This is a genomic window from uncultured Cohaesibacter sp., assembly GCF_963556055.3.
Lineage (GTDB): Bacteria > Pseudomonadota > Alphaproteobacteria > Rhizobiales > Cohaesibacteraceae > Cohaesibacter.
This window is the reverse complement of record NZ_CAUVYE020000008.1, coordinates 199,125-212,458: the sequence shown is the minus strand read 5'-3', so window position 1 is coordinate 212,458 and position 13,334 is coordinate 199,125. Positions and strand designations below refer to the sequence as shown.

Genomic DNA, 13,334 nt, shown 5'->3' with positions numbered 1-13,334 from the left:
TGTCATCAGACGCCCTGCCCCGGTCAAGCCGTCTGCAAAAGCGCCTTGGTGTAGCCCAGACAATAGGCAAAGAAGCGCTCGCGTTCGGGATCCTGCTCCGAGAGCGGAACATGGTCAGGGCAGAGAACGCCTTCATAACCAACCTCACGATAGGCCCGGATTGCCTGCGCCATGTCCACACTGCCCTCGTCGGGCATGGCTTCCCGGAAATCCAGAAACCCGCCCTTGATATTGCGGAAATGCACCATGAATATCTTGCCCATCGGCCCAAAAGTGCGAATGGCCTCCAGAACCGCTGCGTTGGGATCGCTGGACATTTCCGCAATCGTCCCCTGACAGAAATTGAAGCCCAGATATGGGCTTCCCGGCGCAAGCGAAAGGAACTGCTTCATCCCCTCGATTGAGCCAAGCACATGATGCACCCCGTTCAGCCCCTCGGCAGGATAGGCAGGATCATGGGGATGGCAGGCGAGGCGAACGCCTTCTTTCTCAGCCGTTGGCAGAAGTTGCTCGACAAGGAACTGTATCGCTTTCCAACCCTCTTGCGCACTGATGCCTCCAACCTCGCCGGCCAGACGCTGACCGCCTGTCTCTTGCTTTTTCGGATCATAGACCGCTTCGCTCGGTTTGGTTTTGCCATCTTCTGGCAAGACCGTGCCCCAATAGGAAAAGCGGGCGTCCGTCTCGGGATGATAGTCACTGGCCCTGAAGGTGGAACATTGCATGCCGCCGCGCCCCTCAACGACACCGGTGCGGGTGATCCCCACCATGGCCACGGTGAATTTGACCAGATCACAGCCGCCTTCGGCCGCGGCCTTGATGTGCTGGCGCAATTGGGCGGCCCGGGCCTTTGCCTTTTCAGGGGCACGCAAGCTGTCCAGAAGCAGAGACCCAAGATCAAGCGCCATCCCGTCCAGCTTCATGCCATAATTCTCAATTCTCTTGCGTTCACGGGCGATCTTGGCACCACTCCAAAGCCCCGCCTCATCCAGCACGGCATAGTTGGGCCTTGTGTCTATGATGACAGCCTCACTGCCGAGCTGCGCTGAAAGACGAAGGCGGTCATCGCTTGGATTAATGAGTTGTTCGCCGATATACATGGCTTTCCTTCTGATTTTCTGAGCGGTCTGATCAAGACCATAAGTGACTGAAGCAACGGGCCCGGCCTTCCCTTCCACCGGCCTTGCGTCAGACGCCTCGATGGAAGAGAAAAGGCTGACACACCTTATAGGTAGGAGGGCGTGTCAGCCTCAGGGAGAGAGCGAGGACTCGCTTTCTTCTGACTGGTTTGGTGTCTTTTTGAGAAGTGGCTTGATGTATGGCCAGACGATGCTGATGAGGGCCAGCGCCAGCAAAATACCGGAAATCGGGCGGGTAAAGAAAGGCAAGATTCCCTGATCGGTATAGGTGAAGCCCTTACGCAAATTCGACTCCAGCATCGGTCCAAGAATGAAGGCAAGGACAAAGGGGCCGACCGGCATCTTGACCCAATCCATCAATACCCCCAGGACAGCGAAGCCCAGCATGATGATGAAGTTGAATTCCGTTCCTGCACCAACGAAAACACCCATGTAGCACAGCAGCACAATCGCTGAATAAAGATACTGATAGGGCACCTTCAGGATCGCAGGGAACAATCTCATGCCGAAAAACTGGGAGATGAAAACCAGAATGGCCGATATCAGCGCCGTATTGAAAAGCGTGTAGACGATATCAGGATTGTTGGTGAACAATAATGGTCCGGCCTGAATACCGTGGATCATGAGGCCGCCCAAAAGAATGGCCGTTGTGCCATCCCCTGGAATCCCCAAAGCCACCATGGGAATGAGCGATCCACCGACAGAGGCATTGTTGGCTGTCTCGGAGGCAAATACGCCATCAATGCAGCCCTTGCCGAATTTTTCTGGGTGTTTCGAGCTGTTCTTGGCATAGGCATAGGAAACCATGTTGGACAATCCCGACCCCATGCCCGGAAGAAAGCCGATCCACAGACCGATCATGAATGAACGGAAGATGTTGACCGCATTGGAGGTGTAATCCTTCAAGGTGACGCCAAAGCCGGTGATCGATTTGGCATCAAATTCCGGAATGACCTGCTGACCACGGGCAAATTCCATCAGGATCTGCTTGATCGCGAAAAAGCCGATCATGAGTGAAATGAGATCAAAACCGGAATTCAGATACATGTTGCCAAAGGCAAAGCGGGGATAGCCGTCAATCGGAGCAAAGCCGACCGAGCTGCACAACAGCCCCAAGGCTGCGGCAGCGAGACCGTGAAAGACACTTTCGCGCGCAAGAGCCGCCACCAGCGAAATGGCGCAAACACCCAGCGAAAAATACTCCCAGGGACCAAGCTTGAGGGCGAGATCCGCCAATATCCGGCTAAGGAATGCGGCAACGATGATACTGATGAATGTTCCGATAAAGGAGGCGGTGATGGCTGCGCCAAGTGCGCGGACGACCTCGCCATTCTTGGTCATCGGATAGCCGTCAAATGTTGTCGCAATGGCAGATGGAGAGCCGGGTATACCCAGCAGAATGGAGCCAATCATCGCGCCTGATGTGCCGCCGACCCAGATACTGATCAACATGGCGAGACCGACATGTGGGTCCAGACCAAAACTGAGGGGAAGAAGCAGGGCAACGCCAAGGCCGCCCGAGAGTCCGGGAATTGCCCCCAGAAAAATCCCGACAAGGCTGGCGGCAAAAATGATCAGAAGGGTGAGCGGGTGCAAAAGCTCAGCAAAGTTTGAAACAATCATTTCCATGAGCTTAGTATCCTCCCAACAAAATGCCTTCCGGCAGGAAGGAATTCAGAACAGAAATGAACAGGACATAGAGACAGGCATAAGCAAGGAGCGCAAAGATGATCCCGTAGAGCCAATTGCGTTTTTCCTTGCCCGCGATGAGGGCGTAAAAGGCCAGACCGGCTATTGGCGTGGCAATGTGAAATCCGACCAGCCACAGGGCAAGGGCATAAAGGCTGAAGACAGCAAGCATGATGCCGACGCGAATCCATCCCTGGCGATCAAGAAAAGGGTCCTCTTGCTGATCTGACTTGTTCTTGTTGCCGGTAAACAGCATGCCAAGACCACAGATCAGCAAAATGCTACTGGCAAAATAGGGAAAAACATGGGGGCCGGGATCATCGGTAAAGGTTGTGCTGGGAACCTGACTGGTCAATAGAATGCCAACGATTCCAAGCGCGCCGATTACGCTCCCCAGAATTGTATTCTGTCTCATTATTGTCTCCTGACTAAACTCTCCGGGATGGTTTTCCATCCTCATTCAGGTCAGGATGCATGACCCTGACCTGATGTTTCTCACGTATCATTTGGGAGCAATGCCAAGCTGTTCGGCAATCTTACTTATACGTTGGTCTTCGGCTTCGAGCAGTTTCTGGACTTCTTCGACCGGGTGATAATTATAGGAGCTCGACATTTTCTCAAGACTTTCCTGAATTGTCGGGTCTTGGCTCATCCCCTTGGTGACCTCGTTTATTTTCTGAACGATGGCCGGATCCATATCCTTGGGCCCGAACACGATAAGCGGGGTCTGCCAGAAGACATTCACGCCTTGCTCGATCGCGGTCGGAAATTCGGGGAACGACTTGTTTGGTACAGGGTCGAGCAAGGCCAATGGTTTCATTTTCCCGGCCTCAACGAATTGTCTGGCCGATTTGGCGCCCAGATTGCCTATATCAATATGTCCGCCCTGAATGGCTGCGACCTTGTCCACTTCTGAGGACGCTTCTACCATTTTCAGTTCGATATTTTCGGCCTGTTGCATCAAACCAGCGATGAAATGGGTCGTCCCGCCCAGAGAGACCCCGATCGTGAGTTTGCCCGGATTGTTGCGGGCATCATTGACGAAATCCTTGAGATTGTTCCAAGGGGCATTGGGGGCTACGGCATAGACCTGGGGCGGATAGATCTGCGCATAGGCAATAGGGGTAAAATCTGACAGGGAATGCGGATACCGTCCGGTATGAGCATTGATCAACAAACTCGTATGGGCATAAAGCAGGGTCTGTCCATCAGGCTTGGCGGTCCTTACCATCTCATAGCCAACGGTTCCTCCTCCGGATGGCTGGTTGATGACGGCGACGGCGCTGCCTGTCGTTTGTTGCAGATAATTGGCAAATATGCGCCCCATGATATCTGTGCCACCACCAGCTTTGGCTGGAATGACAAGTTTTATGGTTCCCTTCGGCCAGCTTCCATCAGCATTGGCGTTGCCCGTAATCAGCAGACAGGCTGCGGCAACCATTATGGTCCTAAATAGTCTCATTTTCTCCTCCACTTGATTTCCAGATCTCCCATTTCCGGAAATATTGAAATTATCTCAAACCAAAGGCCTCCTTCAGAGCTTTGAGGATGAGAGCATGGGCTTGCCGATATTCGGCAAGGTTGGCGATGATGAAGCCATGATCGCTTTGCAGGAACTTGCGCAACCGGACCTCCACTCCGGCATCGACAAGCATCCGGGCATAGCATTCGGCTTCATGTCGCAATATGTCTTTCGCTGCGATGATGATCAGGGCAGAAGGCAGACCTTCAAGCATTTCCGGTTTTGCCAGAACCGGGGACATCAAGGGGTTGCGTCGGTCCGCCAGCTTCGGAACATGCAGGCTGTTGAACCCGTCCAGCCTTTCCGGGGTGAAGAAGGTCGGATCGTCTCCGATTTTCACGAAGGAATCCGTGACAGCATCAAGGAAGGGGTAGTCCAGGATCTGAAGGCAAGGCATGGAGCCGCCTTCCTGCTTGATCATGAGGCAGACGGCAGCGGTCAGATTGCCACCCGCGCTGTGGCCACCAATGGCTATGCGGTCAGGATCAATTCCGAGTTCTTCTGCATTGGAGAATGCGAACTGGGTCACATCATAGGCTTCATGCAGGGCGGTTGGAAAGGGGAACTCAGGTGAAAGCCGATAGTCCACGTCGATGACCACGCAGCCCAACTTGGAAGCCAGCATGGCACAGAAGATCGTGTCCCGTTCCTGATACCCCCGAACAAATCCACCCCCGTGAAAATTGATAAACAGAGGTGCCTTCTTTTCAACATTGCGCGGTTTGACCAGGATTGTCCGGGTCTCGCCAACGCGCGTCGGTATAAGCATTTCCTTGTGATCGACCGCGTCAAGACATGCGACGAGGTCAGCGGGCAATTCGGTTGGCACGACTGTCGTCGAGCGTAAATGCTTGGCCATTTCGGCCTGTTCCTGTTTACTCAGCATCAGCAGGCGGGCTCCAGTTTGGATTCGGCAATGAGGGTTTCTATTTGTCCGATGCGCTGTTCGATCAGGCCTTGCCATACGGACGGATCGTCAAAGGGATTGCAGTCGGGGCCAATCCGGGCGACCTTGGACAGCATGTCGACCTGAGCCGGATGTGAGCCGAGCGTTATGTCAATCTGAAAATTGTGCAACTTGCGCATGGAAGCCAGATAATCTGACCGGGTCGCGGTGCTGAAGCCATGTTCCGTCAGGAAGTCATCACCAAGCGTATTGAGCCCGACGCCACCATGCAGTCCGCAATGCTTTGTTTGTCCATCTTTGGTGACCACATCGAAGAAGAATGAGGTCGTACCCGGTGTGTGCCCCGGTGTCAGAATTGTGTGGATCGTCCGATCCCCCAGCGTGATCGGTTTGTCATCCTGATAAAAATCAGACACTTCAAAAGAACCGAAGGGATAGCCTTCGTCAAATATCTGTTCGGGATGGGCGAGCATGAATTCGTGATCCTGTTTACTCAACATGATCTTTGCTCCGCTGGCCTCGGCAATCGACCTTGCGCCCCCCACATGGTCATAGTGCATGTGCGTGAGAAGCAGAAGCTTGATATCCTTGGGGTCAAGACCGAGTTTTCGGATATTCTCGAAAACCAGATAAACCTGAGGCTGCATGGTCGAATCGATCAGAATGAGGCCCTCTGAAGTCTCGAGAAGGTATGCGCCAACCCAGGCGTTGCCTACAAACCAAGTCCGAGGAGCAACTTCAAATGGGTCGACAGCGACTTCCCAAGGGCGCTCGCATCCCTGGATCAGATAATCGACAGGGTTCTTAAAAACGGGATATGGCGCGTTTGTAGACATTGGCATTCATCCTTGTTTGATCGTGAGAAAAGAGATGTGCACACGGGTTCAGTGCCAGCAAACCAGCAGGAGACTCCTGCCGATGCGGTTCTTTTCCAGTAAAGCTAAAGTAGATTTTTTCGCCGGCCAGGGATTGTTCCGGGCGCTCAGGCTGAAGCCCGACGCCCGGTCTTGCGTTTTACTTGAGGCCAATCTGTTTGGCGATTACCCCGACTTTCTTCTCAGAGTCTTTCATCCGGCTTACACTATCCTGCAAGGAGAGGTAGCTAAGCGGCATGCGCATTTTGAGGAGTTTGTCGGCTATCGCCTTGTCAAGTATCACATCCTTGAAGGCCGCATTGATCTGGCTGGCCAGGCTTTCATCCATGCCCTTGGGAGCGAGAACAAAGAAGTCGAGACCATAAATGGTGTTTGGGAAACCCAGCTCGTCCATGGATGGAATATCAGGCATGGTTGAGTCACGCCCCGGGAAACTGGACATCGTGCCGAGGATTCTCAGCTTGCCAGCCTCCTGATATTGGGCAGCACCAGCGGTATTCACAATCGCCATGTCGATGTTACCCCCTTGCAGGGCAACGAACTTGTCCGCATCAGAGCCAGCTTCGACAATGCGAAATGGCGCCTTGCTGTCCATCATGAAGAGGCCGGCCATGAAGTGCGACGCACCCTTTAGCTGAACACCAAGGGTTATCTTGTCAGGGTTGGCCTTCGCCTTGGCAACAACATCATCGATTGTCTTGAACTCGGAATCCGCCCCGACAGCAAAAGAATAGCTTGCCCGAACGGGCATCACGGCAACCGTGGTGAATTCCTCAGCAGGATTGTGGTCATATAATCCGCTGTGATAGGACGAAAGCAGACCGCTGTGATAATAAAGCAATGTGTTCCCGTCTGGTCGAGCATTGCGTACGGTCTCGGCAGCAACACTGCCCCCGCCAGTTGGCTGGTTCACAACCACGAAAGGTTTGCCAAGACGCTTTTGCAGTTCAGCAGTAAAGATGCGGGCAACGGCGTCGGTGCCACCTCCGGGTTTTGCGGGAACAACAAGCTTCACATTGCGTTTTGGCCAATCAGCAGCAAGAGCAGATGAGTGCGGAATGATCACGCTTGTCAAAGCTGCTGCGCAAAAAGCAAAACAAAGTGTTTTGATGAAAGAGCGTTTTGACGCTCTCATGACGTGTTTCATTGGGTCCTCCATTTTTCCTCCAGAAAACAACCTATCTTGACTCATGGAATAATGAAAAATAAAATTTTGACCATCTTGATAAGGAATCCATATGAAAAATGCTTAACTCAACCACCCTGTTCAATCGCCTCACAACCAAGACCAAGCTCAGACATATGCTGGCTCTCATCCGTCTTGTCGACATGCGGCATATGGGACGGGCCGCAGCTTCGATCGGCATCGCCCAACCGGCCATGTCCCAATTGGTTGTCGACCTTGAACTCTTGTTGGAAACAAAGCTTTTTCTCAGGCACGCAAAGGGAGTCGAACCCACCCCAATTGCCCTGGATCTGGCGGCAGTCGCGAGACGTATCATCAACGCGGTGGAAGACGGAACCGAAACGGTTGTCGCTCATTACAATGGAGAAAGCGCACTTGTCAGGATTGCCGTGACAATCGCCGCGTTTGAAGCTGTCCTTAGCAAGACTTTGCCTCGCTTCGTTACCGAGAAGAACCATATCCGTTTTCAAATTGAAGAAGTGATAGGCCACAGGCTCGATATGAGCTTCACCAGCGGGGAATTTGATCTGATCGCCTGTCGCCAAACCGGCGTGATCAGCGGTGGCTGGGAATTTTTGCCGCTCTTTGAAGATAGTCTGGTTATTGCCTGCGGCCCCGATCATCCCTTGGCTCGCAAAGCACACGTGAGCGAAGAAGATTTGCGGGATGCCATCTGGTTACCCAATCATGTGGCGACCCTTGTTCGAAAACAATATGAGTCTCTGATCCAGAAAATGGGATGGGAGAACATGAACGAGCTGCATGCCTTGTCACGCTCTTCAGAGGTCATCTATTCAATGTTGAGGAATACGGATGCAATTTCCTACTTGCCCGAAAGCATTGCCTGCCAGTGGCTCGAAGATGGCAGAATAGCCAAATTGAACGCACCTGAAAGCTGCGTCTGCAAATTGGAAATGCTCGGTCTTTACTGGCGCCCGGCAGAGGCCAAGCCCGCCGTACGCGAGTTTGTTGAATCTGCCCTGAGAACAAACTTGTAGAAAAACAGTGTGATCGCTCGCTTTCCGGGCAATGGCTTTGACCTCACGTCCGCAGGATGGCGCATGCGACCGGTCCGTCGTTGATTGATTTGGGAACGAGTTGTCTTTTGTCCCGAAGCTTATCGCCCCTATCCCCTCAAATTCACCGGCTTCATGCAAGACACTCGACGGGTGCCCAAATGGGGTGCGGCTTGTTCCCCCCTGCCCTCACCGGACTGCTCATACAGGAGGTCAATGAGGGGGAGCGAGAGGAGGAGGAGGCTGACAGCAGTCATTGACGGAATGATGGGAAAATTGACGTGTTTCATTTGATTTCCAAATAGAAACAACTCAATTCCTTGCGATTAAACCATCAATTTTCTAGTAAGAAAGTCTTAGAACGGTGGAATTCAGAGGATAAACAACACTATTATCCATATTTACATCATTTTCTTCACAATTCTCAATTGCAGGATTAATTTTGTATAACTCATGTAAAATCAGTCCATTGAGAAGTTTATAAGAATAATTCCAATTATTTGCTCTATGGAAAATTCAAATATTTGAGTTTTTTTGAGGTGATTTGACCATTTTTTCCATCCGTCGCTAGTGTCTTGCACGCAAATTGAAGGCTTTTTGACACGCAGATCGCTGATGACTGCGCAGGAGAGCCGTAACCTAAAGGGAGTGCGAGGTGTCTAAAAACGCGAGAGGAAACGCCTATCCTTCTATCACGCTGGAGGACAAGAAGTTTGTGATAGATGGAGCTGCAACAACCGTTTACTCCGGCGCTGTTCACTATTGGCGTCTTGATAGAGATAAATGGGAAGACATAATCAACAAGGTCAAGTCTCTAGGCTTTAATACGATTTCCATCTACATGCCTTGGGAGGCACATGAGATTGAACGGGGGCAGTTCGATTTTGGTCAGGTTGACCCTCGCACCGATCTGGATGCTTTCCTGACCCTGATCGACAAGGCCGGGCTGAAAACGATCGCAAGACCCGGACCGCAGATCAACTCGGAAATGACATGGTTCGGCTATCCACGCCGCATTTTGGATGACCCCGACCTTCAAGCCCTCAATGCGCAGGGAGGCAAGGCGGTTCTGACCCAGGTTCCGCGCCCGATTCCAGCCGTCAGCTACGCGGCGGACAAGTTCTTTGAGGAAACCGCGCTCTGGTTCGATGCGATCATGCCAATTCTGGTCAAGCACCAATATCCCAAAGGTGGGCTTGTTGCGACACAGGTTGACAATGAAATGGCCTATTTCTTTCACATCAACCCCTATGCCTGCGATTTCCATCCTGCTTCGATTGCCCGTTTCCAGACCTTCCTTGAAGAAAAATACGGCTCGACCGAGGCTATCAGCAAAGCTTATGGCCAGACAGTTTCGAGCTTTGCAGCTCTGGATGCCCCGCGACGGTTCGAAGGCAAGACACAGCGGGATCTGCCGCGCCATGTGGACTGGATCGAATATCGTGAAAAATATCTCGTTGATTGCCTGACACGACTGGGCGACATGATGAAGGAACGGGGCCTCAACGAAACGCCACTGTTCCACAACTATCCTCATCCGCTCGGACCGGGTGGCGCGGCCAGTGGCATCACGGCTCCCTATAACCTGACCGAGCTGGAGAAACATCTCGATTTCGTCGGGTTCGACATCTATTCCCGCAAAGAGCTTTACAGCCATGTTCGGACCGTCGTTTCCTATGTGGTCGGGACGAGCCGTTTCCCCTATATCCCCGAATTCATCGCCGGTGTCTGGCCCTGGTATCTCAATCCGGGCGACCAGAATGACGAGGGCTTTGTCACCAAGGCAGCTCTGATGCACGGGATCAAGGGCTTCAGCCGCTATATGCTGGTTGAACGCGACAAGTGGATGGGCTCTCCCATTCGGCGCGATGGCCGCATCCGCAAGGAAAATGCAGTTGTGTTCGAGACAACCAATGCGGTTGCCACCAAATATGACTTCAAGGATTTCCACCGTCATGCCGACATCCTGCTGATGGCCAACAGGGACTATGACCGGCTTGAGGCTGCCTCTGAACTGCTCTCTTTCCCGGGCGACTTTCTGGAATCCCAGATCAGCATGTCCGAATACCCCAATGCCATGACCGTTTCGGAGAAAACCTTTGGCTTTGACGAACCGATCCAGCTTTCCAAAACCAACTGGTTCAACGGCTTTGCAGAGGTGCTGAACGAGAAAGGCTACACCTACCTGCTCTCGGATACGGCGCTGGGCGAAGAGCGCATGGCTGGTTACAAGGCCATTCTTCTGTCGTCCTTCGAGTTCCTTGCTCCGGAGGTGCAATCCAAACTGCTGGCCTATGTCGAACAGGGTGGCACGGTTGTTCTCGGGCCGAAACTGCCGCATCTGGACACGGTTTTCACAGCTTGCGATCTGCTCAAGTCCAGGGTTCTGGCTTCCGCGTCAACCCCGCTAGGAAAAGACGGCGCAGATCTGGCCACATCCTATGCGGTTGGCAAAGGGCGCGTGGTTCTGGTTTCCGATCTTGCGAAGGTTTCCGAGGCCCTTGACGCATCGATGCAGGCAATCGGTGTCGCACCGGTCGTCAAGAATGACCCGCGCATCGACGTTGCAATCCATCGCAACAGCGACAAGCCCGATCAGCTTCTGGTCTATGTGGCCAACCCGACCAGCGAACCTGTCCAAGTGGTTGCAGGCGTCGGTCAGACGGTCAAGTCGATCACCGAAATCTGGTCTGGTGAAACGCCTGGCAACAGCGGCGAAACCTGGAGCGACAGCTTTGCTCCATACACCATCAAAACCTACGCCGTCAGCCTTTAAAGCAGGAGGAAACTGAACATGCTACAAGCATATGTTGAAATGATTGACATCGAGGTTTCCCACTGGAGAAACCTGCAAGCCTTGATGCTTGATTCTGCCAAGGGCAAGAACAAGATCATCATTCTGCATGACAAAGGGGTGATAGAAAAATTCGCCCATAATGATGGCAGAGACATCAATCGTCCGATCTCCCAAATCAGCAATGCCAAGGAAGATGCCCGCGCGGTTTATGAAGCCAACAAGGACTGCGTAGACTTTGTCATGATCCTGGAACGGAGTGCCTCTGACGACTATTTCAGACGCATTCAGGATGCATGGACCGTCAATGACGATATCGACGAATATGTCAATCGTGCCTTCAGATTGATGGGCGAATACGATCAGGACATCGTCACCTATCCAGGTCCGGCCAAGGAACAGCTCGGTCTGCAATGGCGTCTGGGTGCGTCCTATGACGCCATCAAGGGAGCCGTTGAAAGCTTCGTCCCCGCAGAAAGCACAGTTGTCATCGGCATCTGTGAAGAAGAAAGCCTTTGGGCCAGCCTCATCCTCCGGTTCGACAAGGACAAGCGCATCGACATCATCACGTCTGTCGATCTCATGGACCGGAGCTTTGAGGGAAGCCGGGATCAGATTGCCAAAGACATGCTCGAGTGGGCGGCAAAAAAATACGATCCGATCTCTCTGGGCCTGTTCACCGATCTGGCCAGCGCCAGGGAGTTCCTGCAATCCACCAACAAGGTTCCCGCCTTGCTCGAGTTGGTGCAGCAGAAAAAACTCTCGGTCAATCCGGCAACACCGGCGCTATCCGGCCTCATAGCAAATACCTGATCCTTACAGGTTGAAAAGAATAATCCTCTCCTTCCGCTCAAGGAGAGGATCACCCTCGGATAGAGGAAATTCATGAGACTAAGCAGGAGGAGTTACGCATGTCTCGTTTTCAGAAATTAACCGGCTTCATTGCAGCCGTAGGTCTCGCTTCAGCTTTGGGAGCTGGCGCTGCCATGGCAGCCGATCCCGACGTCATGCTCGATGAGCTCAAAACCAAGGTTTACAGCCTCGGGCCAAACGGAGAAACACCATCTCCCGCCTCCGACATTCAGCTCAGTGATGAAGAGCTGGCAAAAATCAAGGACATGAAAGCCACCGCGGCCATCGTTTTGCACTATGCAGGCAACGACTGGTCACAGGCTCAGGTCAATGGCCTCAAAGCCCAGTTTGCTGAAATGGGCATCGAAGTGCTCGCCGTGACCGACGCCGGCTTCAAACCTGAAAAACAGGTCGCCGACATCGAAACCATTCTGGCAAAGAAACCGGACATCATCGTCTCTATTCCAACGGATCCGGTTGCAACTGCCGGCATTTATAAAAAGGCTGCCGATCAGGGCGTGAAACTTGTCTTCATGGACAATGTTCCGAATGGCCTTAAAGCAGGTGAAGACTATATCAGCGTCGTATCTGCCGACAACTATGGCAACGGGGTTGCGTCTGCCCTTCTGATGGCAAAAGCCCTGAACGGAAAAGGCAATGTCGGCGCGATCTATTATGCTGCCGATTTCTTCGTAACCCAGCAGCGTTATGACGGGTTCAAAGACACCATCGAAAAATACTTCCCGGACATCAAGATCATTGCCGAACAGGGCATCAACGGCTCCAACCTTGCCGGTAGCGCAGAAAGAATGGCAAGTGCCATGCTGACCGCCAACCGCAAATCCATCAATGGCCTTTGGGCCGTTTGGGACGTTCCGGCCGAGGGTGTCATTGCGGCAGCCCGTTCAACCGGTGTCAAAGACATCGTGCTGACAACCTGTGACCTTGGTGCCAACGTTGCCATCAATATGGCTCAGAAATCCTATGTCCATGGCCTTGGTTCCCAGCGCCCCTATGATCAGGGTGTGACAGAAGCCAAACTGGCGGGCTATGGCCTTCTGGGCAAAAAGGCTCCTGATTATGTCGCCCTGCCTTCGCTTGCCGTAACCTATGAAAATCTCCCCCAGGCATGGCAGGAAGTCTATCATCAAGATCTTCCCAAAGACGTCAAGGACAGCATGCGCTGATTGACTGCCCCTGGCATGCTCTTTCTGGAAGGTGGCCCGCTTCGCTCTCCAGAAAGAGCACCCTTTTTGACATTGAGTGGGTCTGCATTCGTGCGTTTTCGCGATGGATTGCAGGCCCCGTCAGTCGCAAATCACAGCGCAATCAGGAGAAAAATGGAGGAGATCGG

Annotated in this window: 11 protein-coding genes; 4 read left to right on the top strand and 7 right to left on the bottom strand. The window is 52.8% G+C overall.

The genetic code is table 11. The features are described 5' to 3' along the window. Window positions 1-23: 23 nt before the first annotated feature. From ACHZB8_RS03120 to ACHZB8_RS03090, 7 genes are all read right to left on the bottom strand, one after another. Complete coding sequence (locus ACHZB8_RS03120) at window positions 24-1,100, bottom strand: mannonate dehydratase (protein ID WP_316858628.1); 1,077 nt, start codon at window positions 1,098-1,100, stop codon at window positions 24-26. A 150-nt stretch (window positions 1,101-1,250) separates the two neighbouring features. Beyond that, window positions 1,251-2,768, bottom strand: a complete 1,518-nt coding sequence (locus ACHZB8_RS03115; RefSeq protein WP_316858627.1) for a tripartite tricarboxylate transporter permease — start codon at window positions 2,766-2,768, stop codon at window positions 1,251-1,253. Window positions 2,769-2,772: 4 nt separating this feature from the next. Then, window positions 2,773-3,243, bottom strand: coding sequence for a tripartite tricarboxylate transporter TctB family protein (locus ACHZB8_RS03110; RefSeq protein WP_316858626.1), 471 nt, complete (start codon window positions 3,241-3,243; stop codon window positions 2,773-2,775). A gap of 87 nt (window positions 3,244-3,330) precedes the next feature. Continuing rightward, window positions 3,331-4,290, bottom strand: a complete 960-nt coding sequence (locus ACHZB8_RS03105; RefSeq protein WP_316858625.1) for a tripartite tricarboxylate transporter substrate binding protein — start codon at window positions 4,288-4,290, stop codon at window positions 3,331-3,333. Window positions 4,291-4,339: 49 nt separating this feature from the next. Further along, on the bottom strand, window positions 4,340-5,236 hold the full coding sequence (locus ACHZB8_RS03100; RefSeq protein WP_316858624.1) for an alpha/beta hydrolase: 897 nt from the start codon (window positions 5,234-5,236) through the stop codon (window positions 4,340-4,342). Continuing rightward, a complete protein-coding gene (locus tag ACHZB8_RS03095) occupies window positions 5,236-6,093 on the bottom strand; it encodes an MBL fold metallo-hydrolase (RefSeq protein ID WP_316858623.1) in 858 nt (285 codons plus the stop codon). The genes ACHZB8_RS03100 and ACHZB8_RS03095 overlap by 1 nt, the downstream gene beginning before the upstream one ends. Window positions 6,094-6,271: 178 nt before the next feature. Next, window positions 6,272-7,279 (bottom strand): tripartite tricarboxylate transporter substrate binding protein, encoded by a 1,008-nt coding sequence (locus tag ACHZB8_RS03090; protein WP_316858621.1) that lies wholly within the window; start codon window positions 7,277-7,279, stop codon window positions 6,272-6,274. A 98-nt stretch (window positions 7,280-7,377) separates the two neighbouring features. On the opposite strand from ACHZB8_RS03090, the gene ACHZB8_RS03085 reads away from it, so the two are divergent. The 4 genes from ACHZB8_RS03085 (at window position 7,378) to ACHZB8_RS03070 (ending at window position 13,167) form a co-directional block, all read left to right on the top strand. After that, entirely contained in the window at window positions 7,378-8,316 is a 939-nt protein-coding gene (locus tag ACHZB8_RS03085) for a LysR family transcriptional regulator (protein ID WP_316858620.1), read from the top strand. 673 nt (window positions 8,317-8,989) lie between these two features. Then, entirely contained in the window at window positions 8,990-11,110 is a 2,121-nt protein-coding gene (locus ACHZB8_RS03080; protein ID WP_316858619.1) for a beta-galactosidase, read from the top strand. An 18-nt stretch (window positions 11,111-11,128) separates the two neighbouring features. After that, window positions 11,129-11,941 carry a hypothetical protein gene (locus ACHZB8_RS03075; protein WP_316858617.1) on the top strand — a complete coding sequence of 271 codons (813 nt, stop codon included), beginning with the start codon at window positions 11,129-11,131 and terminating at the stop codon, window positions 11,939-11,941. Between the two features lie 98 nt (window positions 11,942-12,039). After that, a complete protein-coding gene (locus tag ACHZB8_RS03070; RefSeq protein WP_316858615.1) occupies window positions 12,040-13,167 on the top strand; it encodes a substrate-binding domain-containing protein in 1,128 nt (375 codons plus the stop codon). Window positions 13,168-13,334 lie beyond the last annotated feature (167 nt).